23 protein-coding genes are annotated in these 25,976 nt (G+C 38.5%); all 23 read left to right on the forward strand.

Annotation, left to right across the window (positions count from 1 at the left end):
* Window positions 1–2 precede the first annotated feature (2 nt).
* The 23 genes from ABIN22_RS10775 (at window position 3) to ABIN22_RS10885 (ending at window position 25,974) form a co-directional block, all read left to right on the forward strand.
* Window positions 3–2,363, forward strand: coding sequence for a glycoside hydrolase family 2 TIM barrel-domain containing protein (locus ABIN22_RS10775; protein WP_346908527.1), 2,361 nt, complete (start codon window positions 3–5; stop codon window positions 2,361–2,363).
* Window positions 2,364–2,462: 99 nt separating this feature from the next.
* The gene (locus ABIN22_RS10780; RefSeq protein WP_346908529.1) at window positions 2,463–3,491 is read left to right on the forward strand and encodes a LacI family DNA-binding transcriptional regulator; all 1,029 of its coding nucleotides are present in this window, start codon (window positions 2,463–2,465) and stop codon (window positions 3,489–3,491) included.
* A gap of 367 nt (window positions 3,492–3,858) precedes the next feature.
* Entirely contained in the window at window positions 3,859–4,263 is a 405-nt protein-coding gene (locus ABIN22_RS10785) for a cupin domain-containing protein (protein ID WP_346908531.1), read from the forward strand.
* 5 nt (window positions 4,264–4,268) lie between these two features.
* On the forward strand, window positions 4,269–4,679 hold the full coding sequence (locus tag ABIN22_RS10790; RefSeq protein WP_109731444.1) for a cupin domain-containing protein: 411 nt from the start codon (window positions 4,269–4,271) through the stop codon (window positions 4,677–4,679).
* 181 nt (window positions 4,680–4,860) lie between these two features.
* On the forward strand, window positions 4,861–6,057 hold the full coding sequence (locus tag ABIN22_RS10795) for a hypothetical protein (protein WP_346908533.1): 1,197 nt from the start codon (window positions 4,861–4,863) through the stop codon (window positions 6,055–6,057).
* Between the two features lie 18 nt (window positions 6,058–6,075).
* Window positions 6,076–7,248 (forward strand): iron-containing alcohol dehydrogenase, encoded by a 1,173-nt coding sequence (locus ABIN22_RS10800; protein ID WP_346908535.1) that lies wholly within the window; start codon window positions 6,076–6,078, stop codon window positions 7,246–7,248.
* A 15-nt stretch (window positions 7,249–7,263) separates the two neighbouring features.
* Window positions 7,264–8,097 carry an alpha/beta hydrolase fold domain-containing protein gene (locus ABIN22_RS10805; RefSeq protein WP_346908537.1) on the forward strand — a complete coding sequence of 278 codons (834 nt, stop codon included), beginning with the start codon at window positions 7,264–7,266 and terminating at the stop codon, window positions 8,095–8,097.
* Window positions 8,094–9,530: a 6-phospho-beta-glucosidase gene (locus ABIN22_RS10810; protein ID WP_346908539.1), complete on the forward strand. Its 1,437-nt coding sequence runs from the start codon at window positions 8,094–8,096 to the stop codon at window positions 9,528–9,530. Before ABIN22_RS10805 ends, ABIN22_RS10810 begins: the two co-directional genes overlap by 4 nt.
* Window positions 9,531–9,541: 11 nt before the next feature.
* Complete coding sequence (locus tag ABIN22_RS10815; protein ID WP_346908541.1) at window positions 9,542–10,504, forward strand: aldo/keto reductase; 963 nt, start codon at window positions 9,542–9,544, stop codon at window positions 10,502–10,504.
* 202 nt (window positions 10,505–10,706) lie between these two features.
* On the forward strand, window positions 10,707–12,572 hold the full coding sequence (locus tag ABIN22_RS10820; RefSeq protein ID WP_346908543.1) for a BglG family transcription antiterminator: 1,866 nt from the start codon (window positions 10,707–10,709) through the stop codon (window positions 12,570–12,572).
* Between the two features lie 26 nt (window positions 12,573–12,598).
* Window positions 12,599–13,843, forward strand: a complete 1,245-nt coding sequence (locus ABIN22_RS10825) for a PTS sugar transporter subunit IIC (protein ID WP_118618286.1) — start codon at window positions 12,599–12,601, stop codon at window positions 13,841–13,843.
* 14 nt (window positions 13,844–13,857) lie between these two features.
* Window positions 13,858–14,169, forward strand: a complete 312-nt coding sequence (locus ABIN22_RS10830) for a PTS sugar transporter subunit IIB (protein WP_109731452.1) — start codon at window positions 13,858–13,860, stop codon at window positions 14,167–14,169.
* A gap of 4 nt (window positions 14,170–14,173) precedes the next feature.
* Complete coding sequence (locus ABIN22_RS10835) at window positions 14,174–14,518, forward strand: PTS sugar transporter subunit IIA (RefSeq protein ID WP_109731453.1); 345 nt, start codon at window positions 14,174–14,176, stop codon at window positions 14,516–14,518.
* A gap of 34 nt (window positions 14,519–14,552) precedes the next feature.
* The gene (locus ABIN22_RS10840; protein ID WP_118618292.1) at window positions 14,553–15,542 is read left to right on the forward strand and encodes a Gfo/Idh/MocA family protein; all 990 of its coding nucleotides are present in this window, start codon (window positions 14,553–14,555) and stop codon (window positions 15,540–15,542) included.
* Window positions 15,543–15,589: 47 nt separating this feature from the next.
* Window positions 15,590–16,612 (forward strand): NAD-dependent epimerase/dehydratase family protein, encoded by a 1,023-nt coding sequence (locus ABIN22_RS10845; protein WP_346908547.1) that lies wholly within the window; start codon window positions 15,590–15,592, stop codon window positions 16,610–16,612.
* Between the two features lie 13 nt (window positions 16,613–16,625).
* Window positions 16,626–17,594 (forward strand): beta-propeller fold lactonase family protein, encoded by a 969-nt coding sequence (locus ABIN22_RS10850; protein WP_346908549.1) that lies wholly within the window; start codon window positions 16,626–16,628, stop codon window positions 17,592–17,594.
* A gap of 4 nt (window positions 17,595–17,598) precedes the next feature.
* Window positions 17,599–18,447, forward strand: a complete 849-nt coding sequence (locus ABIN22_RS10855; RefSeq protein WP_346908551.1) for an aldo/keto reductase — start codon at window positions 17,599–17,601, stop codon at window positions 18,445–18,447.
* A 268-nt stretch (window positions 18,448–18,715) separates the two neighbouring features.
* Window positions 18,716–19,426: a LytR/AlgR family response regulator transcription factor gene (locus ABIN22_RS10860; RefSeq protein ID WP_346908553.1), complete on the forward strand. Its 711-nt coding sequence runs from the start codon at window positions 18,716–18,718 to the stop codon at window positions 19,424–19,426.
* Between the two features lie 152 nt (window positions 19,427–19,578).
* The gene (locus ABIN22_RS10865; RefSeq protein WP_346908555.1) at window positions 19,579–20,724 is read left to right on the forward strand and encodes a hypothetical protein; all 1,146 of its coding nucleotides are present in this window, start codon (window positions 19,579–19,581) and stop codon (window positions 20,722–20,724) included.
* On the forward strand, window positions 20,721–22,022 hold the full coding sequence (locus ABIN22_RS10870; protein WP_346908557.1) for a hypothetical protein: 1,302 nt from the start codon (window positions 20,721–20,723) through the stop codon (window positions 22,020–22,022). The genes ABIN22_RS10865 and ABIN22_RS10870 overlap by 4 nt, the downstream gene beginning before the upstream one ends.
* Before the next feature lie 28 nt (window positions 22,023–22,050).
* Window positions 22,051–23,349, forward strand: coding sequence for a hypothetical protein (locus tag ABIN22_RS10875; RefSeq protein ID WP_346908559.1), 1,299 nt, complete (start codon window positions 22,051–22,053; stop codon window positions 23,347–23,349).
* Window positions 23,350–23,377: 28 nt separating this feature from the next.
* Entirely contained in the window at window positions 23,378–24,679 is a 1,302-nt protein-coding gene (locus tag ABIN22_RS10880; RefSeq protein WP_346908561.1) for a hypothetical protein, read from the forward strand.
* Window positions 24,676–25,974, forward strand: coding sequence for a hypothetical protein (locus tag ABIN22_RS10885; protein ID WP_346908563.1), 1,299 nt, complete (start codon window positions 24,676–24,678; stop codon window positions 25,972–25,974). Before ABIN22_RS10880 ends, ABIN22_RS10885 begins: the two co-directional genes overlap by 4 nt.
* Window positions 25,975–25,976: the final 2 nt, after the last annotated feature.

The following is a 25,976-nucleotide window of genomic DNA, read 5'->3' on the forward strand; positions in this document are numbered from 1 at the left end:
GAATGAAAATGCGTTTAGATTTTAATGATAATTGGATGGTAAAGATGAACCATTCAGAATGGAAAAAGGTAATGATTCCACATGATGCAATGCAGGAAGAAGCAAGAAATGCGGATGCCAAAGGTGGTTCAGCTTCTGGATTTTTTCACGGTGGACATTATATATATCAAAAAGAATTAAATCTTACATTAGAAGAATTGGAATTACATTATACACTGGAATTCGGCGGCGTATATAGAGATGCTGAAGTTTATATTAATGGAAATCTGGCAGGAAGCTGTGCTTATGGATATGTTCCCTTCCGTGTTGTTATGGACCCGTTCTTAAAAGAAGGAAGAAATATAGTTACTGTAAAAGCAGATAATTCGGATCAGCCGGATAGCAGGTGGTACACCGGGGCAGGGATATACCGCTCTGTATTTCTGAGAATTCAGAAAAAGCAGCATCTTATTCCGGAACAAATACGAATACGGACACTTCAAATCCAGCCGGCAAAAGTAGAGGTACAGACGGGACATGCAGGAGGAAGAGTCCATGTGGAAATTACCGATCCTGAAATTCAGAAAACCGTGGCCTCTGGAGATGGCAGCAAAGTGGAACTGAAAATAGAAAATGCTGTTCTTTGGGATAGCGGGAATCCGCATCTTTATCAGGTAAATGTTCAATTGTGGGATAGAGATGAAATTCTGGAGGAAATACATATTTCATATGGCATCCGTCTCATTGAAAAGAAAACAGACGGTCTTTATATTAATAAGCAGAAGGTATTATTGAAAGGCGGATGCATTCATCATGATAATGGGATTCTTGGAGCAAGAGAATATCAGGAGAGTGCAGATAGAAAAATACGTATTTTAAAAGAAAATGGGTTTAATGCTATTAGAAGTGCACATAATCCCTGTTCAGAAGAAATACTGAATGCCTGTGATAAATATGGTATTTATGTGATGGATGAAACATGGGATATGTGGTACCGGAAAAAGAATGAATTTGATTATGCATCTGAATTTGAGAAACACTATAAAGATGATATTCACACAATTGTGGAAAAGGACTCTAATCATCCATCTGTCATTCTTTATTCTATCGGGAATGAGGTGAGCGAACCGGCAGAGCAGCGTGGTATACAATTGGCAGAAGAGTTAGTGAGTTTGTTCCATAAAGAAGATCCTGCAAGACTGGTCACTGGTGGATTTAATCTTATGATTATCGCTAATGCGGCAAAAGGTAAACAGATGTATCAGGAGAATGGCGGTTTGGATGCTTCTCAAAACAAAGATCTGTCCGGGATGAACAGTACGATGTTCAATATGATTACATCTATGACCGGAAGTGGAATGAATAAAGCAGCAAACGGGAAAAAAGCTGACCTTGCCGTGTCACCGGTATTAGATAAACTGGATATATCGGGTTACAATTATGCTTCAGGACGTTATCAGGAAGATAGCAGAAAACATCCGGAGCGTTTGATTCTGGGAAGCGAGACATTTCCTCAGGATTTAGCAGCAAATTGGAAAATGGTTGAAGAAATGCCGAATATAATAGGTGATTTTATGTGGACTGCGTGGGATTATCTGGGAGAAGCGGGACTGGGAGCATGGTCTTACGATAAGGATGCAAAAGGGTTTGCCAAACCATATCCGTGGCTTTTAGCAGATTGTGGTGTATTTGATATTCTGGGTAACCCTACAGGAGAAGCTTTATGGACAAAAATAATCTGGGGAGGCTATGTAACCCCTGAGATCACAGTGCGGCCATGTAATCATCCAAAAGAGAAACTGATTAAAGCGGCATGGAGAGGTACAAATGCACTTCCATCATGGAGCTGGCGGGGCTGTGATGGAAATAGGACCATTGTGGAGATATATGCTGACGCATATGTAGCAGAACTTTTTCTGAATGGAAAAAAGATAGGAGAAAGGAAAATTAAAAACAAGATGGCGAAATTTCCTGTGAAATATCAAACGGGAGAATTGAAAACAATCGTTTATGATTGTACAGGCAAAGAAGCAGGGAGAAAAACTATCTGCTCAGGAACCGGAGCTGTGAAACCATCGATCATACCTGAACAAGATGTAATTAAATCAGGGGCTGTCTGCTATCTGAACGTGGCCATGATGTGCGAAAACGGAATTGTTGATTGTAATTCTGACGAAATATTAACAATTCAGGTTGAAAACGGAAAACTCCTGGCTTTTGGAAGTGCGAATCCTAAAACAGAAGAAAGTTTCCTGACCGGACAATACTGTACTTGGTATGGAAAGGCTATGGCGGTTGTCCGGGCAGGAACAGAAGGCAAACTTCATGTAACTGTAAAATCTGCTAAATATACAACAACAAAAGAAATAACAATAGTGGGATAACACGGCATTATAAAATAAAAAGATAATATTATAAATTCATTGACGGATTTATAAAATAAATTTATAATTATATACATAATATTGCCGGAGGTATATGAAATGGCCGTTAGAGCGAAAGACATTGCAGAGGAGCTGGGGGTATCTACAGCGACACTCTCTCTTGTGTTAAATGGAAAACCTGGAATCAGTGAAAAAACAAGAAAGAAAGTATTACAGGGAATCAATGCTCTCGGCTACGGTTATTTGGTACAAGAACAACAGGCAGGCTCAGAAGAGAATAAAACCATAGGTTTTGTAATCTACAAAAATAGTGGTGAACTTCTGGGAATGAATTCCTTTTTTCCATTGATTTTGGATGGGATTGAGTTTACTGCCAGACAGTATGGTTATAATCTCGTGGTCATAAATATAGACCGGAAAGAGATTGATACGCAGATACAATTTATTAAAGATGCCAATTGCAGAGGATATGTTATATTTGCGACAGAAATGCAGGAAGAAGAGGTTTCCTTTTTTGAGCGCCTGCAGATCCCATTTGTATTGTTTGACAACTATTTTATTGATAAGCAGATTAATTCAGTAAAAGCCAATAATGAACAGGGAACGTATCTTGCTGTGAAACATCTTTATGAGATGGGACATAGAAAAATTGGGTACTTAGGGAGCGGACTGGATATAAGGAGTTTTATAGAACGACGAAAGTATGCTTTTTCTGCAATGGAAAGTTTTGGCCTTTCGGGGATGGAGCGCTATAGCTTTGATATAGGGTATCCCCATGAGAGGGCGGAATCCGGGATGGCATCTGTTTTGGAGAAAATCCCGAGGGAAGAGCTGCCTACGGCGTTTATGTCAGATAATGACCTTGTTGCCATTGGGGCAATGCAGGCGGTTAAAAGGCATGGATATAAGATACCGGATGATATTTCTTTTATAGGTTATGATGACAGACCTGTCTGTACCTTGTCAGATCCTAAGTTAAGCACGATTTGTCTGCCTAAAGAGCGTTTTGGGGCAGAAGCCGTGGAGCAGCTGATTTATGTAATTCAAAAGGGCTGGGAATCCTGTATAAAAATAGAAATTAATGGGAATCTGATTGAAAGAGATTCAGTAAGAAATATGAATAAATAAAGTGTTTAAGTAAAGAACTGGCAAATCATGATCTGCCGGTTCTTTTTTAATGCGAAAGTTTATAAATTTGGTGGTTTGATTTTACGTATTACTCATTTTTAAATAAATGATCTATAATAATAGACAAAAAAATGGACTTAGAAATGTTGAAAAGTAATAAAAATATTAGTGTAAACAAATAAATATTGACAGAATGGTATAAAAAATGTAATGTATAATTTATAAATATTATTACAAAATTTATAAATTATACTGATTAAGAATGTCTTAATCTGGTAAGTAAAATGAAAAGGAGAAAAAAATGGCAAATGCACCGGATTGGGTATGTAAATTCCCTTTCAAAAAAGAGGAAAAAAGACCATGTGTTATGAAACAGAGTGAGTTGATGCAGTTTCTTTATACAGAAGTAGCACCAGAAACAAGTGATTTAAACTGGCTCATTGCGAGTACGGATTCAGTTACGGTAGGAGAATATCAGCTGGCGCCGGGATCACACTTTGCACCTGCCGATATTCATCCGGGAGATGAAATCTATTATGTACTTAAAGGACAGGTTACTATGTTCCAGCCGGAAAGCGGACAAGTTGTTGAGGTGAATCAGGGAGAAGGAATTTTGATGCCTAAAGGCTGCCCTCACATTGGATATAATTTTGGTGAAAAAGAGGCCTTTATGTTATATGTAATTGCACCAAAAGCGTGGGATGACTCAAATGGGATTCCACTAGAATATACAGGCGCTATGAAATTATATAAACATGAAGAAAGAGGGTAATTGATGTGAAAGATGTAAAAGATCAGATCGGATTCTATCCGGTAGAAGGAACAAAAGGCAGGGAGGCAAAACTGTTCTATAAACTGAACGATGAAAACGGATTAAAGATGATTAGTGGAAAGAGAACGCCTGCACTTCTCTCCATATGGTGCAGCAATGATCTGGTACAGTTTGGTACGATTAAAATTCTTTCAGGCGGAGCCGGACCCTGGCAGACGGAATACGACCGGCATAAAGGGGATGCAGTTTTTTATATAGCAGAGGGTACGCTCACCTTTTTCCTGAAAGAAAGGAAAGAGACATATGTTGTGCAGCAGGGTGATTTTATGTTCATTCCGGAAGGTGAAGACTATAAGATTATTAACTATTATGCCGGTACGGCAAAAGCAGTATTCGCAATAGCACCACAATTTTAATAGATTAGTAGATGGTATGGAAGGACTGGTTTGTATAACTGGTCCTTTTTGTTGGAAAGATTCTGGAACATAATTTACCATAGCCAATATGGTAAAAGTCGAAATGGAACATGAAAAAAACAAAAGTTATAATGCATATATACTAATAGGAAATTAGTAAAAAATAAAAAGGGGGTCGTATATGCGAAAGATTATCCATAATACTTTTGAGAGCGGAAACGGTATTTTCCGCATGATACCAAATTTTATTTCGATAAAGTTTGGTATGCCGGGGCGCAGGCTTAAGATTCACCCAAATGATTATTATGCTTTTGGGTTAAAAGCAGGAACAATTATGGAACGCTGGCTTTGCTCGGTTAATGGTACACGGGTGAAAAATCCTGATAATCCGAGTCAGGGAATAAGCTATGTTTTAGCTGAGGATGGAGAAAAATTTACTTTAAAAGAAGCGATTGTGGAGCTGGGGGAAGAATTAATTGGTGAGGAATTACAAAAAAAATATGGAACATTTCCGGTATTTTCTAAGTTTTTTGATTATGAAACCCCATTATATTTTCATTTCCATCCCAAAACGGAGATTGCAGCAAGGGTTGGATGTGAAGCAAAACCAGAGTGCTATTATTTTCCACCGCAGCTTAATAATTATAAAGGAAAACGGGCTTCTACATATTTCGGATTTAATCTGGGAGTAACAAAGGAAGATGTGAGACGCTGTATTGAGAATTTTAGTGATTGTGATACAAAGATAACAAATTTATCGAGAGCGTATGATATCGAAGCCGGCGCAGGGTGGTATGTTCCGGCCGGAGTACTCCATGCTCCGGGCTCTCTTTTAACATACGAGCCACAGTGGGGGACAGATTTGAATTGTGTATTAGAAAATGTCGTAAGCGGTGAAATATTTGATGAAAAATATTTGTACGATATTTGTCCTCCGGAAGAAGAAAATAAAGTGGATTATATCATGAATGCAATAGACTGGGATAAAAATTATGATGAAAATTTCAAAGAGCATTATTTCAGGCCGCCAGTGGAATTACCGAAGACACAGGCCGGATTGACAGAAAAGTGGATTTGTTATGGCAATGATTATATAACGGCTAAAGAGGTAACAGTGATGCCTGACGCAAAAGTTGTATTAAAAGATACAGCAGCTTACGGCTGTATCCTGATTCAGGGATTTGGCACATTTGGTTCATTTGATGCTGAGTCAGTGAACATGATGCGTGTAGGTGAACAGACAGCGGATGAGTATTTTGTATGTAAAAGGCGTGCAGAAAAGGGTGTGGAAATTCATAATCGTTCCAAAACAGAGCCAATGGTAATACTGCAGCACTTTGGACCGGACAATATTGTTTATCCAGACAAAAAACGATGAATTGAAAGGGGGACAAGTATGTTAGATTTTGAATATTACAATCCTACAAGGATTATTTTTGGCAGAGAGAGTATAGCGAAAATCCATAGTCTGTTAGAAAATTATGGAGAGAATATCATGTTGTTATATGGAGGCGGAAGTATCAAAAAAAATGGAATCTTTGACAAGGTAATGGAGCAGCTCAGAGATAAAAATGTAATTGAAATGGGTGGGATCGAACCTAATCCAACGATTGAGACTATACGCAGATATATACAAAAATGCCGCGAAGAGAAAGTAGAGTTCATTCTTGGTGTCGGCGGTGGGAGTGTTATGGACAGTGCTAAGATGATCGGGGCAGGGGCTGTCTATGATGGGGATGTCTGGGACTTTTTCAAGAATCATGATCAGCTCCCTGAGGCAATGCTCCCGGTAGCAACAGTGGTTACACTGGCTGGAACCGGAAGTGAAGCGAATCAGAACTTTGTAGTTACAAATCCTGATACCTGTGAAAAGATTGGTAAAAACGGTGGTCCTGCATGTTTTCCGGAGTTTGCAGTTTGTGATCCTCAATTAACATTTACGGTGAATGCTTACCAGACAGCAAGCGGCGCGTTTGACACGATCGCACATGTTTTTGAACATTATTTTGCTGAGGCTGATCAGTATATGCCTGTTCAGGATGGAATGCAGGAGGCTGTTATCCGTGCTGTTATTACGGAACTGCCGCGGGCAATTAAGGAACCGGATAATTATGAGGCAAGGGCGAATCTGATGTGGGCTGCCCAGCAGGCATTGTTTGGAATTGCAGATATGGGAAAGGGTCATGGTGAACGTGTTGAGCACAAGATGGAACATATTTTAAGTGCCAGATATAATTGTGCCCACGGGGCAGGACTTGCAGTAGTGGTGCCTCCGTTCAGAAAGCATATGTGCAGGCTTAATCCTGCAAAGTACAGACAGTTTGCAGAAAATGTATTCCATATTGACTGTGTTGGATTAAGTGATTACGAAGCCGGAATGAAAGGGATCACGGCTCTGGAAGACTTCATAAAAAGTGTAGGTCTTCCTGCAAGTCTGCGTGAGATCGGGGCTGAGAGTGAAACTGATGTCGATTTTCTTGCGGAAGAATTAGTAAGGCAGGGGCGTGTAACAAAAGGAACGGGAATTGGTCTGAAGGAACTAAAAGAGATGTATGCTTCAGTCTATTAAAGCAAGGAGGACAAAATGGAGTTAAAGATATATGAAGTAGTCAATCAGCAATACAATATTGGGGGTGATGGAACAGCAGAGTTTGATATTCCGTATGCTGTGCACTCTGAAAAAAATAAACTGGATTTATACATTCCGACTATAAAAAGGGAAAGGTACCCGTTAGTGGTGTTTATTCATGGCGGTGCATTCTTTAAGAGCAGCAAAGAGCGTCATCTTTCAAATGTTTTAAACTGTCTTCTGTATGGATATGCAGTAGCCAGTATTAACTATCGTTTCAATGATGAAGCAGCATATCCGGAAATTCGTATGGATTGCATAGAAGCATTTAACTTTCTGGCGGCACGTCCGGAAATTGATGACAAAAAAATTGTTTTATGGGGGGAGAGTCATGGTGCGTACCTTGCTGATGATATTACAGTGAGCTGTTCCCATATGTTACAGTTTAAACCTGCAGGGATCGTCAGCTTTTATGCACCGATTGATTTGAAAGATTTTTACCTGTATAAGGAAGAACATCATGAACATGTAATGGTAGACGGGTATGAAAATGACAGTGTTACTTTCCGGGTGGAGGGAGACAGTCTGCTCAAGGAAATGGAGAAATATGCTGTTTTAAAAAATATCAGTGGACAGGAACCTCCGTTTTATCTTCTGCATGGAAAACAGGATGATACCATCCCATACAGATATACAAAAGAGTTCGACAGGGCTTTGGCTGAAAAAAAGGTAGAACATGTAACGGACATAGTAGAAGATGGAATTCATGGAATTGATTTCTACGCATCTCCTAAGTATAATGCCCCCGTATTAAGGTTTATAGAAAGCGTTATGGAGGGCGGCAGATGACAAGGCTTAATATAGATTTTTTGTGGGGAGGGGCGCTGGCGGCACACCAGTTTGAAGGCGGTGTAATAAATACTTCGAAAGGGTATAGCGTTGCCGATGTAATGACCGCCGGAAGTGCCGGGAGACCCAGAAGAATTACGGATGGGGTGATTGAGGGGGAGTATTATCCAAACCATATGGGAATTGATTTTTACTCACATTACAAAGAAGATATTGCACTGCTTGCCGAATTGGGTTTCCGATGCTTTCGAACATCCATAGCATGGAGCAGAATTTTTCCAAAAGGTATTGAAAAGTATCCAAATGAAGAGGGGCTTCAGTTTTATGATGATGTATTTGATGAACTGCTAAAATATAATATCGAACCGGTAATCACGTTATCTCATTTTGAAATGCCATATTGCCTTGCAAAAGAATACGGTGGTTTTTTGAATCGAAAGACAATTGATTGTTTTATAAACTTTGCAAGGACATGCTTTGAACGTTATAAAGGTAAAGTGAAATACTGGATGACCTTTAACGAGATAAATAACCAGATGAATTACAGGAACGATATATTCGGATGGACTAATTCGGGGGTACATTTTGAGGAATATGAAAATCCGGAAAAGGCCATGTATCAATGCGCACATTATGAACTTGTGGCAAGTGCGCTGGCGGTGAAAACAGGCCATGAGATTAACCCTGAGTTTCAAATAGGCAATATGATTGCTATGGTGCCGGTTTACCCATATTCCTGCAGACCGGCGGATATGGTATTACAGGTTCAGGCAATGCATGATAAATGGTTTTTCTGTGATGTTCAGTGCCGTGGGCACTATCCCAATTATGCAAAGAAGATGTTTGAAAGAAAGGGCTATGAACTTGATATAACGCAGGAAGATCTTGAGATTCTTAAAGAAGGGTGTGTCGATTACATAGGATTATCCTATTATATGAGCAATACGGTTGATTCTACTGCATGCAGAGATATTTCTAAAGCAGTAGACTCAACGAATTCTCATTCTGTTAAAAACCCCTTTATCCATTTTTCAGACTGGGGATGGGGGATTGACCCGGAAGGACTGAGATATGCATTAAATATGATGTACGAGAGGTATGAAAAACCTTTATTTATAGTAGAGAATGGTTTTGGCGCTGCTGACCATATGAAGCCGGATGGTACGGTGGAAGACCAATACCGCATTGAGTATTTACGGGCACATATTAAAGAGATGAAAAAAGCTGTTCTTGAAGACGGGGTTGCATTATTGGGATATACAGTATGGGGCTGTATTGATTGTGTATCTTTCACAACAGGTGAAATGGAGAAGCGGTATGGATTAATATATGTGGATCGCGATAATGAAGGAAGAGGGACATATAAACGAAGCAAAAAGCAAAGCTTTGAATGGTTTAAAAAAGTGATTGCTTCAGACGGCGAAATTATTTAGGAGGATAAAAAATGAAGTATGTAACAGTAAAAGGCTCTGACCGGCAGTTTTCCCAGATTAGTTTAGGTACAATGAGAATAGTCCGTAAAGAGATAGATGAAAATGGTAACAAAGTTTATGTTGGCAAAAGCGTGGAAGAAGTTGAAAACTTGATTAAGTGTGCACTTGATCTAGGAATTAATTTGATTGATACGGCAGATATTTATGGACACGGTTTGGCGGAGGAACTGATAGGAGAGGTCATTAAAAAGAATCCTGCAATCAGAGAGAAGATGATACTTCAGACTAAATGTGCCGTAGTATCTACGGATGAAGAAAAGAATTATAATGTATCGAAAGAATACATTCTGGCTAGTGTCAATGCTTCTTTAAAACGTCTAAATACGGATTATCTTGATGTCCTTTTACTTCACAAACCAGATCCACTTTATGATCCGGCGGAGATTGGTGAGGCATTTGAACAGCTTTATGAGGAGGGAAAGGTGCATAATTTTGGGGTTTCGAATTTTACATCTTTACAGGCAGCTGTAATACAGAAGCACTGTAAGAGGCCGATTGCATTTAACCAGCTGCAGTTTTCTATTGTACATTCTTTGATGATAGATTCTGAAGTCAATGTTAATACAAGATCTGAATATGCGGTGAATTATGATATGGGCCTTTTGGATTATTGCCGTTTAAATGATATCAGAATTGAGGCATACAGTGTTGTACAGGGAGATAAGGGGGTATTTATTGATAATCCGGGTTATGAGAAACTGAATCAGGTAATGGATGATCTTTGTATAAAGTACCATACTAATAAAAATGCCCTTGCAGTTGCATGGCTTCTTAAACATCCGGCAGGGATTATTCCGACGATTGGCACAACGAATCCGGAACATTTAAAAGATTCTCTTGACGCACTTAATTTTACATTAACCAGGCAGGATTGGTTTGATTTATATCTTGCTTCTGGTAAACCGTTACCATAAAACAAAATAACTATTGTACTTACAGGATAATTAATCAGCAGCGATGTTTCTTACCGCATTTATAACGGTAAAAAACGAAATTGAAACAAAAGGAGGAAACGAATATAATATAAGTAACACAAAGGATATTACGATCGTACTTTTTAGTGGAAGAAGTTTATTAGTACTAATAACATAGGATTAAAGATGGGGAGGCTTACAAATGGCATCCAAAAAGGAACTTAGGGTTTTAAATAAAATGCTGAAAAAGCCTTGTATAACAAGCAGGGAAGTAGAGGGGATTTTGGGTGTCAGTAATAAAACGGCCCGAAAAATGATAGCACTGCTTAATGATGAGATTGTGCTGAATGGGGCTGAGATTACAGCAAAACCAGGAAAGGGATATTCTTTAATTGTGCATAAAAATGCTGCGTTTGAAAAATTTCTGGAGGTTAATCAGATCATAGATGCAGCAAACACAGAGAATAGGTCTGAATTTTTAATCCGATTATTTATTGATACAGAAGAGTACCTCAAGGTAGAAGAACTGGCTGATATGTTATATATATCGCAGAAAGGAGTCAGTAAATCTTTAAAAGAGGCGGAACATTATTTACATGAATTTGATCTTAACATAATAAGAAAACCGCACTATGGCATGCGGGTTGATGGAAAGGAGTATGATATCCGAAGGTGCCTTTCTTCAATGGCGGGTGAGAATGATTTTACTGCTATAGACAAGAATATTATAGAGGCGGTAGATAAAGTATTCAAAAAGAACGAGGTAAAAATGTCAGAAATGGCTTTAACTTCATTCTTAATCAGTCTTCAAATTACTGTGGACAGAGTGAAAAAGGGAAAATTAGTAGAAATGGATCCGGCCAGATTCGAAATCAGTATGCACTCGCAATTGAGGCACGATATTCAAACGGCAAAAGAGTGTGTGAAAGCTTTGGAAGAAGAATACCAGCTTCTATTTCCAGAGGATGAGATAAATTACATAGCGTTAAATATAATGGATAAAAAATACTACGAAAATAATGGAAGTCTGGTAATTAATGAGGAAATTAATTTATTAGTAACGGAGATTTTAGACAGTATCTATAAAACATATGGGCTGGATTTTCGTAAAGATCTGGATTTCTATATGATGCTAGTAAAACACCTTATCCCCTTAAGGCTGCGGTTATTATATGGAACCATGATTAAGAATCCGATTTTAGAGGAGGTAAAGGAAAAATATCCGTTTGCATGGAGCATTGCTTCGGGCTTGAACCATATTATTAAAAAACATTATGACAGGATGATGTCTGATGATGAACTCGGTTACATTGCGATTGCAGTGCAGCTGGCCATAGATAAACATAAAAAGCAAGTAGACAATAGAAAAAATATTCTTCTGGTTTGTGCAGCAGGGAATGTCTTCTCACGGTTTTTAAAATACCGTTTTCAGGAACTTTTTAAAGACTGTATTGAACAGGCATATACATGTGATTATTCTGACCTGCGGGACTATGATTTCAGTAAAATTGACTATGTGTTTTCAACTGTACCATTAGATATAAGTCTTCCCGTACCAATTTATAAGGTAGAGTATTTCCCGGATGAATCAGAAATGGGGGACATACGCACCGTACTTCAAAAGCCTGCAAGTATTATAGAAAAATATTTTTCAGAGAAGTTGTTTCTTACAGAAGTAGAGGCTGAAAACAAATCGGAAGTGATTAGGCAAATATGTAACCATATTGCAAAAGCAGTAGACGTACCGGAGGATTTTTATGATTTGGTAATGAAACGGGAGAGCCTGCTTCAAACTGCAATGGGAGGACAGGTGGCTGTACCTCATCCACATCATACAGTTACAGACCAAACATTAATCTGCGTTGCTATTTTAAAGAATCCTATTTATTGGAATAAAACAGATAAAGTTAAAGTAGTTTTCCTGATTTCAATTTCACAGAATGATATGGATGATATGGAGAACTTTTATAGTGATTTCTTTAAGCTGGCATTAACAAAGGAAAACATTGATAGTATCGTAAAAAACCAAACGTATGAAAACCTAATGAGTATTGTAAGATCAATTTGAACCGGCAAGGTTCGGAGGAGAAGAGAATGAAAAAAATAGATAAGATATTTGAAAAGTTAGATCCCATATTTGGGAAGATCGGCAATGAAATCCATCTTCTGGCAATCAGAGATGCATTGATGTCCATGATCCCATTTCTGGCAATTGCCGGAATATCAACTTTCTTTGGTGCAATTTTGTTTACTGAGACAAGTATAATCGGAAAATTTATGGATCCGGAAACACTGACAAACATCGGAACATTTTTTACCCGCATCAGTACCGGCACCATTAGTCTGATGTCATTAATGCTGGTAATCATGATCCCGTATTTTATGGGAAAACAGAGGGGGTATTACAATCCATTGATTCTGTCAATTACAAGTCTGTCGCTGTTCTTTGTTTTCGTACCATTAGCAGGCGGATATGATTATTTTGGCACGCAGGGAGCATTACTTGCAATGATCATCGGGTTAACTTCTTCAGAGTTGTTTATAAAGCTGTCAAAAAATAAGAAGTTAAGAATTAATGTAGGCGATAACGTTCCAGAAGCAGTTAAAAACTCATTCAATACAGTTATTATCATCATCATTTTAATTTGTTTATACTCATTGATTGCTACTGTATTATCAGTTGTAACAGGAATGGAAGCAATTGCATTGATTTGTGATATCTTACAGAAGCCTCTTGTCAGTGTTGGAGCAACACTTCCCGGTGCGATTATTTACACATTGGTACAGACAATCCTGTTCTCATTCGGGATTCATCCCGGTGCTGTTGTGGCTCCTATTGAGACCGCATTTGTTACGGCAATGGACCAGGGAAGGATAATCAATTATTCATTTGTAACAACATTTGGGCAAATGGGCGGTACGGGAGCCTGCCTCGGATTATTAATTGTTTTGATGTTCCTTTCTAAGAGAAAAGAGTTAAAGGTAGTGGGCAGACTTTCTGCAATTGCGGATATATTTAATATTAATGAACCATTATCATTTGGTGTTCCGATTGTATTTAATCCAACTTTAATTATTCCATTTATTGTTTGCCCGTTATTTAATACCATCCTGGCATATGCGGCAACAGCAGCAGGCTTTATGTCAGTGTTTACAAATGTGATAACATGGTCTACACCGGCACTCTTCAAAGGGTATATTGCAAGTAACGGTGACATTCGGGCTGTAATTATGGAACTTATCTGTCTGGTATGTGATATTTTAATCTGGCTGCTCTTTGTGAGAATGTATGAAAGACAGCTTAATAAAGCAGACGTTGCATCAAATTCTGCTGACTAAAGGAGGAAAACGTTATGGTACGTATCATTGTTTGTTGTTCACAGGGGATGTCTTCAAGTGCTTTGATGCAAAAAATGAGAAGCTACATAACCAATGCAGGGGTTGATGCGGAGGTAAAGGCTGCTACAACCTCCCAGATTATGTCCGCAGAAATGGATTTTGATATTGTGATGCTGGGACCTCAGATTAGATTCGAAAAGAAAAAACTTCAGGCGGCTTTTCCGGATAAAGTTATTGAGGTTATTCCGATGCAGTCTTATGGCCGTCTGGACGGTGAAGGGGTTGTAAAATTTGGTTTACGTCTCCTGGAAGAAAAGAAAGGTTAATAGTATGGAAAAGCAGAATAGTTTAGAAACAGGACTAGAAACATTTGAAGATAATGTTATGGCATTGATCACAAATGGAGGAAGTGCAAAATCTGAATATGTGAAGGCAATTCAGTATTCCCGGGAAGGAAAGTTTGAAAAAGCCAATGAGATTTATGAAAATGCTACAAAGATGTATGATCAGGCACACAGTGTCCATTTTTCAATGATAGGTATGGAAAATATGGTACCCCGGAATCAAATGGAGAGTCTGCTTCTGATTCATGCAGAAGATCAGTTAAATAGCGCCGAAACATTTAAAATATTATATGAGGAATTTAAAGAGTTATATAAGATGATCAGAAACTAAATATATTATACATCAGGTTTTAGGAGGAAAAAAATTGAAAATTGGAATTGCAGGTTCTGGAATGATAGTTCGCTATGTTCTGGAAAACGTATGGAACGAGGTCGGGAACATAGAAGCGAAAGCCATTTGGTGTCGTGATGCAGAGCGTGATGCAGCAGAAAACATTGCAGGAGATTATAGCATTAAAGATATTTATGAAGACTATGATGAGTTCTTAAAAGATAACAGTTTTGATTTTGTATATATTGGGCTTGTCAACTCATTGCATTACGAGTATTCGCTGAAGGCAATCAAGGCGGGCAAAAGTGTTATTTGTGAAAAACCATTTACGTCAACGGCAAAGCAGGCGAAAGAACTTCTGGATGCAGCCAGAGAAAATCATGTATATGTGTTTGAATCAATTCTGCCCTGGTATTCGGATAACTATGATGAAATTAAGAACAGATTACCGGAGGTTGGGGACATTAAGCTGATCCAGTGTAATTTCTCACAGTATTCCCGCAGATATGCTAGTTATCTAAATGGAACAGTACTGCCGGTATTTAATCCACTTTTGGATGGTGGCGCTTTATATGATATTGGTGTGTATAGCATTCATTGGGTTATGGGACTTGCCGGTGTACCGGAAAAGACAGCTTACTTCCCGAATATAGGATATAACGGCATTGATACATCTGGAATATTGGTTATGGATTACGGCAGCTTTAAAGCTGTATGTACTTCGGCTAAAGACTCGGCGTCCCCGGGATGCTGCATGGTACAGGGAGATAAGGGCTGTATTGTGATGCATTCCCATCCGGGAGAATGTCACAAGATTGAACTTACATTAAACGGGGCAGACCCAGTATGTCTGGACAAAGCGCCTCTGGGTGAACCCTTTGTGAATGTATATGAGAGAATCCTGCCAATTGTAGAGAAAGATGAATATGATGTATGTTATGCAATGATGGATAAAGTCATTGAAGTCATGCAGGTGATGGAAGATGCCAGAAAAGGGGCCGGAATTAAATTTTCCTGTGATTAATTTAGTCATAATGTGAAAAATAAAATTAATAGAAAGAGGTAATTGAAATGAAAAAAGTACTTATTGTTGGCGGAACAGGAACTATATCGGAACCGGTTGCCAAAATGCTGGCAAAAGATAAAGAAGTAGAATTGTACCTTCTTACAAGAACAGGGGCATCGAATAGACTGCCCGATACCGTAAAATACATCAAAGCTGACATAAAAGCAAATCCGGATGATGTAAAGGAACAAATAAAGGACATGTCTTTTGATTCAGTAATAGACTTTATTATTATGAATTTAGAAGATGCCCGAAACAGCACAGATATTTTTAAAAATCATACAAGGCAGTTTATTTTAATCAGTACTGTAGATGCACTGGATCATCGTTTTAACTGTCTGGTAGACGAGTCTATGCCATATGGAAACCAGTACTATGATTACGGCCAGAACAAAGAAGCTGTAGAAAAATATTTTTTGGATGAGTGTAAAAGAGGTTTCCCTGTTACAATTGTAAGGCCTACTCAAACATATTCCAAAAACAGAATTCCTCTCAGCATTAAGGGAAAGTCATGCTGGAGTGTGGTTGAGCGTATGCTGCAGGGAAAAGAGGTCATTATTCACGGAGATGGACAGGGGCTGTGGGCGAGTACTCATGCAGAAGACTTTGCACCTTTGTTTTGCCCTTTGGTAGGCCGGAAAGAAGCAATTGGAGAGATATTTCAGGTGATGAATCCAGAGCCCATGACCTGGGACATGATTTATCAGAATCTGGCTGACTTACTTGGTGTCGAATATAAACCAGTATATATTAGCACATATCTTTTGGATGAATCTAAAGTATATGGCTGGAAAGGCTCTATTCATGGGGACAAGCATTATTCATGTTTGTTTGACATCTCAAAAGCAAAACAATTTTGTCCGGAATATTCTCCAAAGATAGACATTCGCACAGGTCTTAAAATGTTTCTGGATTATATGGATGAAAATCCACAGCTTAAAGTTACAGATCCGCAATTTGATGAATGGTGTGACAAAACAATTGCCCGTTATAAAGAATGCATGGGTGAATTCATAAAAGATATATAATGAGAGGAATATAATGGAAAGGGAGCAGATGGCGCTTTATCTGACTGCATATGGAAATGCGGAACAAAAAGATAAAGGTATTGTGAGATTAGTATTTAACAGAGTGAATGGAAGCATCCGGAAAGAAAGCACTTACCCCTTAAATGGAAAAGCAAATATGGTAATTGATTTACCAGATCAATTGATTGTTTCAGTAAAGGGACCGGAGAAAACAACTTTGGATTTCTATGGAAAAAACGGCATAAAAATGCGGGAAGTCGCGACAGATTTATTTTATAGCTTTGCCTCTCCGGCAGAAGGAGGATTCCTGCTTGCCAGTTATGAAAGCGGAGCAGATAGTTTTTATGATTTAACAGCAGATCAAATCCGAAAAACAGTTGTACATAAAAGGGAGGGATATGAGAAGGCGGGAAAATCACACTTCATTCACCAGATGGAAGATGGAAGATGCATATCTGTAGAAAATAGTTTACAGCAGATTTATGTATATAAAGATGAAGGTCTGGAAATAGAAGATGTAATTAATTTTCCCCAATATGCAGAGAAGAATATTCGTCTGCTGGCTTTTTCACAGCACCATCAGAAAGCATATCTTAACACAGAACTTACAAATGAAATTATTGTTTTAGACACAAAAGAGTTTGCAATAATAAAAGAAATCAAAATGACGGATGAAAAGGAAGTTTTCAGTGGCGGTCATGCGATTCGGGAAGATGAGAAACTTTTATGTACGGCATTGAGAGGAAAAAATGTAATTGTTGTTTCAGAGATATGTGACGATGGCATACCAGATATTAAGTATGAATTTTCTTGTGGTAAAACGCCAAGAGATTTAAAATTTATTGGAGACTATTTACTTGTAAGCTGTACAGACAGTAATTGTGTGGAAGTATATCAGGTAACCGGGGAAAAAGCGTATAAGATAGATGAAGCAGAAGTATTTCAGCCAATTACATTTGCGATCGACGGGGAAAGGAAATAAAAAAATGAATAAGGCAACAGATACATTTACTCTGAAAAATGGAGTAGAGATACCCTGCATTGGGTTTGGGACATGGCAGACTCCAGATAATGAGGCCGCGTACACAGCAATTGAAACGGCAATTGCAGCAGGCTACCGTCATATTGATACTGCGAAGATTTATAAGAACGAAGAAAGTGTAGGTAATGCTATAAAGAAATCCATAGTTCCCCGTGAAGAATTATTTATTACAGGAAAAGTGTGGAATACGGACCGCGGATATGAAACAACCCTCATGGCATGTAAAGAATCATTAAAGAAAATGCAGTTGGAGTATTTTGATTTGTATCTCATACACTGGCCAGCTTCTTTTAATAATTATGAGAATTGGGAACAGATTAATGTGGATACATGGAAAGCAATGACAGACCTGTATAAAGCCGGAATGGTAAAGTCAATAGGCGTATCTAATTTTATGCCGCATCATTTAAGGGCATTAATTGACATGGAAATTGTGCCGATGGTAAACCAGATTGAGTTCCATCCGGGACAAATGGAACAAGAGACTGTTCATTTCTGCAGAAAATACAACATCGTTGTGGAGGCATATAGTCCGCTTGGAACAGGCCGGATGCTTGATAATGCAGTTTTAAAGTCGATTGGTAAAAAATACAATAAAACGGCTGCACAAATTTGTCTGAGATGGGCTGTACAAAACAAGGTAATTCCTTTGCCCAAATCAATAACACCTGACAGAATTAAGGAAAATATTCAAATATTTGATTTCGAATTGAGTGCGGACGATATGGATGTAATCAACTCAATGGAATACTTTGCGGGATCAGGACATCATCCAGATTCCATGAAGGAATAGGGCGCTGGAAATTTCATTGGTACAGGAATACACGGTATAAAGCTTTTATAGAATAAACTTCTAAGAAATTATAGCTATTAGTTTCTGCTTTAGGAGATTATTTTATAAAAGCTTTTTGTATTCTGATCAAGATAAATGCAAGTGTAAATAAATTATAAACAAATCCCCTCTTTTCTGATACAATAAAAAGAAAAGTTTAGCGAAGGAACAGATTACCGGATTGGATGAGCTGGTTTTTCGAAGAACAATGGAAAAAGGATGAGGGGCTATGGTAATAGGGATATGTGATGACGATAAAAACTGGTGTATTGAGGCTGGGAAAAGAATAGAGGACTATGCAGGAAGAGTGTTTTTGAATGTGGAAGTGAATTATTTTGAAAATGAGGAACAGCTTCTACGCTATGAGGGCAGTCCTATGGAGGTGCTTTTTCTGGATATTGAGCTGGAGGGGAAAAATGGAATTCAGGCAGCACAGAGAGTAAATGAAAAGTGGAAGAACTGTCAGATTGTGTATCTGACCAATTATCTTTACTATGCGACAGAAGTATATTCCACCATACATACTTTCTTCGTCCTGAAGGAGCAGTTCGAGGCAAAAATCGGAGAGATATTCCAAAAAGTAGAGCATGAGCTGGAACAGCAGGAAAAGAAACTGGTCTTTGATGTCATCGGCTATAAAGAAGTAGTGCTGGCCCCTAATGAGATACTCTATTTTGAGCGGATGAAGAGAACGACTAACATCGTGACTGTCTGGGGTGTCTATGGAATTTGGGATAAAATTAAGGACATTGAAGGGAGGCTTCCTAAGATAGATTTTGTCCGCTGCCATAATAGCTATATTGTATATCTACCGGCTGTGAGAGAAATGAGAAAGGACTCATTTCTTATGAATAACGAGGCAAAGGTCATGATAAGCAGGGCCTATGCGAAGAATACGAAGGGAGCCTTTATGAAATGGGCGTTAACACAGATGTCCTGAGTATCTTAAACAGCATTTTTCGTCCATTCATAGTATCATTTATTTGTGCTGTGTGCTTTTTTAATCTATTGGATTGGATGCTGCTAAGACAACGAAAACGCACAGTGCTTATTCTATACTATGTTTCGAAGATGGTAATTTTGAATATAGTTATGGGGACATTTCTGAATACCTTTTTTCAGGGGATTTTATTGTGGGATGCAATTTATACATCTCTGGTAATTATAACCATCGTGACTAATTACCTTGCAGTTTGTTATACATATCAGGACCGTTTTATCAAAATTGCAGTGGCAGCATGTATTGCAGAGATGGTGGCCACCTATCTAGTGTCATTTTCATTGGTTATTATTAATTTAATAGAAGGAAGAGAGGATGTTCTGGCTTACATGTCAGGGCCCCATCCATTAGATATTTTTTTGATTCCACTTGTCGGGGGATTATTATGGATTTTTTATCATTACATATCTCCGTATATTGTGAAGTTTAAAAATTATCGTTTAAAGAATGAGAAAATATGGTGGACTGCATTATTTATTTATATTATAGTAACGTCTCTTTCTATGTTTGGTGATAAATCAAGGGCGATGGTAATGGTTACTACTCAGATATTATGTGGAGGCGCATCTACAGCGGTGGTAGCGTTTATTGTGAAGAAATATTTAAGAAGTGTACAGACAGAGCAGCAATATCTCACTGCACAGCAGCAGTTATTGGGGTCCCATTATACTGCGCTCTACGACCAGATTTACCAGATGGAAAACCAACAGCGGGAAATAGACAGAAGTATGCAGGAAATTATGGCGCTTGAGGAAAATGGCGGTGACACAGGAAAAGTATTAGATTATCTGCATGAGCTGAGACAGGAATATCAGGGTATCAGAGCGGGACTGTACTGCGATGACTGGAAGCTGGATGCCCTTCTGTTTAGTCAGGCAGAGATAATCAGAAAGCAGGGGATTACATTTGAATGCTCTATGCAGGGGTATAAGTCTGGAATGATAGAGGAACAGGATTTTACAGTGATTCTCTTGTATCTGTTGAACTTTGGCGTGCAGGCTAACGAGCTGTCTGAATACACAGGGAAGAAGTGGGTACGGCTTCGGGCCGCGGAAGTAAAGAACCAGCTGATAATTGAATACACAGGGACCTGCCCAGTAAATAACCATATCCGCAGGAGGCGGCTCCGTCAAAGTATAAAAAAATATAACGGGAATCTGCTGTTGAAGAAGAATGCAATGGATATAAAGATTGTGCTGACACTGGAGCAGATGAAAAAGGGGTACATAACATTATGAGTGCAGAAGAGCTGAGCCTGTATAGTGGCATGCTGAGATATTTTATTTTGTCTGTAACAAATATATATACCATGATTTTTATTATGTGCCATCTGCTTGAAAAGCGGAGAAGCCTGAAAGTATTCTGGTTATATGCTTTGGGTAAAATATTAATTGTTAATATATTTTTTTGCTATATCCTCCCCTTTTATATAGGGAAAAGTGTGTGGATTCAGACGATTAGTACGTCAGTTGTATGCGTAGCAGCGTTATTGAATTATGTATTGTTTGTCTATATATTTGAAGGGGGATTTTTGCGGATTGCAGTTACTGCGTGCGGTGCTGAGATTCTAGCATCTATCATAGGTTATTTTATGATGGTAATATTCAATTTACTGGAAGGTCGGGGGCACTTGACGAATTTTGCAGCAGAATTTAAAGGTTGGGATCTGGGGATACCTGTTTTGATAATTAGTCTGTTGACATTATTGGAACATTGTCTGCGGCCTTTTGAAATGAGCCTGAAAGGTTTTGAACTTAAGCACCGGAAATTATTGTGGATAGTTGCAGTTGGGTATCCTTTGCTTGCAATATTTACTATGCTAATTGATGCCAGAAAAAATACCAGTGTCACAGGGGTAATTTACTCTATATTTATTTCTAGTGGACTGCTTCTTGTTATATATCAGATTGTAAGGAAATACCAGAACAAAGTGTGCCACAATCAGCAGTTCCTTAATATACAGCGCCGGCTTATGGTTGTGCACTATGAGGCAGTGAAGGGACAGATAAATAAGATGGAGAGCGACCAACAGCTGATCGAGGGGCAGATGGTGAAAATCAGCCAAACAAATGATACAGTGGCAGCCAGTAAAAAAATTGAAGAGTATCTTGCAGAGTTAAAGGAGAGTTATGAAGAAGTTCGATCGGGAATCTATTGCGATAACTGGATGATTGATGCAGTGCTATGCACACAGAGGTCTATATTTGAGCATCGGGGAATTCATTTCGAGTGTAAAATGCAGAAATTCAGTCTTGGCATGATAGAGGAGCAGGACTTTATACAGCTTCTTCTGAAACTGTTGGACTTAGGACTTAAGGCAAATCAAGAGACAGAAATGTCAGAAAATAAAATAGTACACCTTGGTGTATCTGCAGTTAAGAATCAATTGATTATAAAGTTTTCTGCTGCTTGTGGCAAGAAGATGCAGATACCCAAAAGGGTATTCCGTGAATATTTGAAGAAGTATTCTGGTACGGTTCAGACAGGCAAGGGGGAAAGCAGAGTAAGTTGTGCTCTAAGTCTGCAGAGAGAGTAAACACGGATAGAGGGTGAAAGGAAATAATATGATGGATGCAGAAATGATGCAGGTATTAAGTACTTCTTCAAGACTTTGTCTGGTGACAGTAGTTAACTGGGTGGTATCTACAAGTGTGGTTTGTGCTTTACTGGAAAGGCGACGGAACATATCGTTGCTTATTATTTATAAAACAGTAAAAACATTACTTCATACTGTGTTGATAAGTTATATTTTAAAATTTTATTATGGAGAAATGCAGTGGCTTCAGATTATAACGCTCTTTTCAGTTTGTTCCTTTTCGATTTTAACATATGTAGTATATTATTATACATTTAAGGGCGGTCTGTTAAAAGTTGCAATAGCAGCATTGGTGGGAGAGGTGACAGCAATTTTTTTAGGATATTTTTCCATAGCAGCCGTTAACTTAATTGAGAGAAAAAAAGATATTTGGAATTTACTGGATACAATTCAGGTTCCTGATTTGGGAATACCTGTTATAGTATTTACTTTGTACTTATTTTTTAATCATTATGCGGTTCCATATTTACATAGATTCAGAGACTATAAGCTGCGCTGTGAAAAAATATTGTGGCTGCTTTTTATAGGATATGTGATATTAGGCAGTGTAACAATGATAATGTCATATGACAGTTTGGTTATTGCTAGTACATTTGCTGGATTATTTAGCTGTATAATAGTAGTTTTCTTATGTAACCTGATTGTGAGATATCAAAGGAGACTTAAGGCTAAGCAGAGTTTTTTAACGCAACAACAGAAGAGAATGGAGGAAAATTTAGGAACTATACAGAGACAAATTTACGAGACAGGGAAAAAGCAGCTAAAAACTGAGAGTCAGATGGAGGAAATCAGCCAAATGAATGATACAGTGGCAGCCAGTATAAAAATTGAAGAGTATCTTGCAGAGTTAAAGGAGAGTTATGAAGAGGTTCGATCGGGAATCTATTGCGATAACTGGATGATCGATGCAGTGCTATGCACACAGAGGTCTGTATTAGAGCATCGGGGAATTCATTTCGAGTGTAAAATGCAGAAATTCAGTCTTGGCATGATAGAGGAGCAGGACTTTATACAGCTTCTTCTGAAACTGTTGGACTTAGGACTTAAGGCAAATCAAGAGACAGAAATGTCAGAAAATAAAATAGTACACCTTGGTGTATCTGCAGTTAAGAATCAATTGATTATAAAGTTTTCTGCTGCTTGTGGCAAGAAGATGCAGATACCCAAAAGGGTATTCCGTGAATATTTGAAGAAGTATTCTGGTACGGTTCAGACAGGCAAGGGGGAAAGCAGAGTAAGTTGTGCTCTAAGTCTGCAGAGAGAGTAAACGCGAATAATGGGTGAAAGGAAATAATATGTTGGTTGCAGAAATGATGCAGGTAATCAGTACCTCCATAAGGCTTATTCTGGTTGCTAGTGTCAATATGGGAGTGGCGACTTTTGTTACAAATGTCATGCTTGTAAGACGCAGAAGCCTGTTAGGGATCAGTCTGTATTGGGCAGTGAAAATTCTGACTCAGAATATTGCATTGGGGTATGTTTTGCCATACTATTATGGGCAGACTGAGTGGATTGGGAAGACGATGGTAATAATGTCTTCAATATTTGCGGTACTCACATTTGTTATGTACTGTTATACTTTTACGGGTGGATTATTAAAAATAGCTATCGCTGCAATGTTTGGTAATATAGTGACAGCATTTTTGGGTTATTTCAGTATGGCACTTGTCAATCTGGCAGAAGGGAGAGAAGATATCTGGGGGGTATTTTATGAATTTGAACTTATGGATCTGGCCATTCCGGCAGTGGATATCGCTTTGCTTCTCTTACTTTATCACTATACTGCATCGTTTTTGTACAAATTCAGGGATTATGAACTGCAGCATAGGACATTTCTTTGGGGGGCATTTGTCAGCTTTGTTATATTTGGAACTATGACGACAGTTTCAAATACATATGATACTGCCGGCCCGACTATATTGCTGGTTATTTGTATAACCATATTTGTAATAGGCTGGATGGTTTTAAAATACTATAGAAGCCTTCGGAACAAACAAATATTTTTAACTGCCCAAAAGAAGATGGCAGAGGCATATTATGAGGTCATACGGGGGCAGATTTCTGAGATAGAGGCAAAACAGCAGGAAATCGACAGCCAGATGAGAGAAATCAGCAAAATGCAAAATAGTGTATCGGATGCGGAAAGGATTGCATGCTACATTTCTGTCCTCAGGCAGAATTATGAAGATATCAAGGCAGGGGTGTATTGTAATAACTGGACGATGGATGCGGTCCTTTACACGCAGGGACAGATATTAAAAAAGCAGGGAATTGCATTTGATTGTAAGCTGCAGGAATGTGATCTTGGCAAAATAGAAGAAGAGGATTTTCTAAGGATACTTCTGATTTTGCTGGAAATTGGGGCAGATGCAAATCAAAGAGTAAAGAGGCAAAAGGATAAAGTGGTTCAGCTTCGTGCGGCAGCAGTCAGAAATCAGCTTATGGTTGAATTCATAAGTGGGTGCTGTAACAGATTGCGCGTCTCGAAAAAGATGTTTAAGGGATATTTGAAAAAATATCAAGGGACAATGACCGTTCGGCAGAATGAAAATTTTGTAAACTGTGCACTGGTTCTACAGAGGGGAGAAACAAGATGAGCAGAGAAATGATGGACTTAGTTGGAAGTTCATTAAGAATGTTAATGATAGCCTCAATCAATATGGCAGTTTCGGTTTTTACTATAAATATAATATTGGAAAAACGAAAGGGATTTCTGGGTATCGGAATGTTTTTAACAGGGAAAACTCTGATTCAGATTATATTGCTGAATAATATTCTGCCTTATTTTTATGGAGGCACTAAGTGGCTTCAGATATTGAATTTGTTGTGTAGCTGGACCTTTGCTATTTTGCTTTATGTGATGTACTGCTATACATTTCAGGGGGAATTTCTGAAGATAGCGGTTGCTGCATGGATTGGTGAAATGACCACAACTTTTCTCGGGTATTTTAGTCTTGCAGTTATCAACCTGATAGAAGGAAGAAAAGATATCTGGGCAGTAGCTGACAAGTTTTTGCCTATGGATCTTCTGATTCCGATTGTGGACATGGCACTGCTAGTGGTCTTTTCTCATTTTGCCGGACCCATACTAAGAAAATTGAGGGATTATCAGTTTAGGCATAGAAAAGTATTATGGACATTGTTTGTGACATGTGTTGTTTTAGCAACCCTGTCAACACTATCTTCATATCGTGAAATTAGTTTCAGTGCGGGGATATCAATGATATGCTGTAATATTGTTATTCTGTTGGCAGTGTATATTGTCGTCAGATATCAGAGAAATCTCCGGCAGAAACATGAATTTTTTGAAATACAACATAAGCTTATGGAAATGCATTATGAAGTGGTCCAGAAGCAGATATATCAGATGGAAAGCAGTCAGAAAACCATTGATGCCCAGATGCACGAAATCGGCAAAATAGAGGAAGAAATGAAAGGCTGTGCGGAGGCAAGGAGGAAAATATCGGCTTATCTTGCCGGATTGCAGCAAAGTTATGAGAGTCTTTGTGCGGGAATGTATTGCGATGACTGGATGTTAGATGCCGTACTGTATACACAGTCAGAGCTTCTAAAAAGACAGGGGATAAACTTTGACTGCAGTATGCAGGATTATGAGAGAGGTAGTATTGCAGAAGCGGATCTGGTAAAAATATTTCTTGCTTTGCTGGATTTTGCAATTGGGGCCAATCAAAAGCAGCAGAAGGATAAGGTACAGCTTAAAGCCGCTTCAGTCAGGAATCAGCTTATTATCGAATTTGTAAGTGGCTGCGAAAGGGGATATAGGCTGTCCCGACGGATATTTTCACCATACATAGAGCGGTATCAAGGGACTGTTGAGATAAAGCGGGAGGCACATAAGCTACGGTTTATGCTGGCATTACAGAAAGGATAAAG

The organism is Faecalicatena orotica, from assembly GCF_905197545.1.
In the GTDB taxonomy this organism is placed as follows: Bacteria; Bacillota; Clostridia; order Lachnospirales; family Lachnospiraceae; genus Faecalicatena_A; species Faecalicatena_A orotica.

What these genes read in the sequence shown, in the direction of transcription:
- ABIN22_RS10775 (WP_346908527.1), top strand. Translation starts at nt 3, where the DNA reads ATGAAAATGCGTTTAGATTTTAATGATAATTGGATGGTAAAGATGAAC.
- ABIN22_RS10780 (WP_346908529.1), top strand. Translation starts at nt 2,463, where the DNA reads ATGGCCGTTAGAGCGAAAGACATTGCAGAGGAGCTGGGGGTATCTACA.
- ABIN22_RS10785 (WP_346908531.1), top strand. Translation starts at nt 3,859, where the DNA reads ATGAAACAGAGTGAGTTGATGCAGTTTCTTTATACAGAAGTAGCACCA.
- ABIN22_RS10795 (WP_346908533.1), top strand. Translation starts at nt 4,861, where the DNA reads ATGCGAAAGATTATCCATAATACTTTTGAGAGCGGAAACGGTATTTTC.
- ABIN22_RS10800 (WP_346908535.1), top strand. Translation starts at nt 6,076, where the DNA reads ATGTTAGATTTTGAATATTACAATCCTACAAGGATTATTTTTGGCAGA.
- ABIN22_RS10805 (WP_346908537.1), top strand. Translation starts at nt 7,264, where the DNA reads ATGGAGTTAAAGATATATGAAGTAGTCAATCAGCAATACAATATTGGG.
- ABIN22_RS10810 (WP_346908539.1), top strand. Translation starts at nt 8,094, where the DNA reads ATGACAAGGCTTAATATAGATTTTTTGTGGGGAGGGGCGCTGGCGGCA.
- ABIN22_RS10815 (WP_346908541.1), top strand. Translation starts at nt 9,542, where the DNA reads ATGAAGTATGTAACAGTAAAAGGCTCTGACCGGCAGTTTTCCCAGATT.
- ABIN22_RS10820 (WP_346908543.1), top strand. Translation starts at nt 10,707, where the DNA reads ATGGCATCCAAAAAGGAACTTAGGGTTTTAAATAAAATGCTGAAAAAG.
- ABIN22_RS10825 (WP_118618286.1), top strand. Translation starts at nt 12,599, where the DNA reads ATGAAAAAAATAGATAAGATATTTGAAAAGTTAGATCCCATATTTGGG.
- ABIN22_RS10830 (WP_109731452.1), top strand. Translation starts at nt 13,858, where the DNA reads ATGGTACGTATCATTGTTTGTTGTTCACAGGGGATGTCTTCAAGTGCT.
- ABIN22_RS10835 (WP_109731453.1), top strand. Translation starts at nt 14,174, where the DNA reads ATGGAAAAGCAGAATAGTTTAGAAACAGGACTAGAAACATTTGAAGAT.
- ABIN22_RS10845 (WP_346908547.1), top strand. Translation starts at nt 15,590, where the DNA reads ATGAAAAAAGTACTTATTGTTGGCGGAACAGGAACTATATCGGAACCG.
- ABIN22_RS10850 (WP_346908549.1), top strand. Translation starts at nt 16,626, where the DNA reads ATGGAAAGGGAGCAGATGGCGCTTTATCTGACTGCATATGGAAATGCG.
- ABIN22_RS10855 (WP_346908551.1), top strand. Translation starts at nt 17,599, where the DNA reads ATGAATAAGGCAACAGATACATTTACTCTGAAAAATGGAGTAGAGATA.
- ABIN22_RS10860 (WP_346908553.1), top strand. Translation starts at nt 18,716, where the DNA reads ATGGTAATAGGGATATGTGATGACGATAAAAACTGGTGTATTGAGGCT.
- ABIN22_RS10865 (WP_346908555.1), top strand. Translation starts at nt 19,579, where the DNA reads ATGGGGACATTTCTGAATACCTTTTTTCAGGGGATTTTATTGTGGGAT.
- ABIN22_RS10870 (WP_346908557.1), top strand. Translation starts at nt 20,721, where the DNA reads ATGAGTGCAGAAGAGCTGAGCCTGTATAGTGGCATGCTGAGATATTTT.
- ABIN22_RS10875 (WP_346908559.1), top strand. Translation starts at nt 22,051, where the DNA reads ATGATGGATGCAGAAATGATGCAGGTATTAAGTACTTCTTCAAGACTT.
- ABIN22_RS10880 (WP_346908561.1), top strand. Translation starts at nt 23,378, where the DNA reads ATGTTGGTTGCAGAAATGATGCAGGTAATCAGTACCTCCATAAGGCTT.
- ABIN22_RS10885 (WP_346908563.1), top strand. Translation starts at nt 24,676, where the DNA reads ATGAGCAGAGAAATGATGGACTTAGTTGGAAGTTCATTAAGAATGTTA.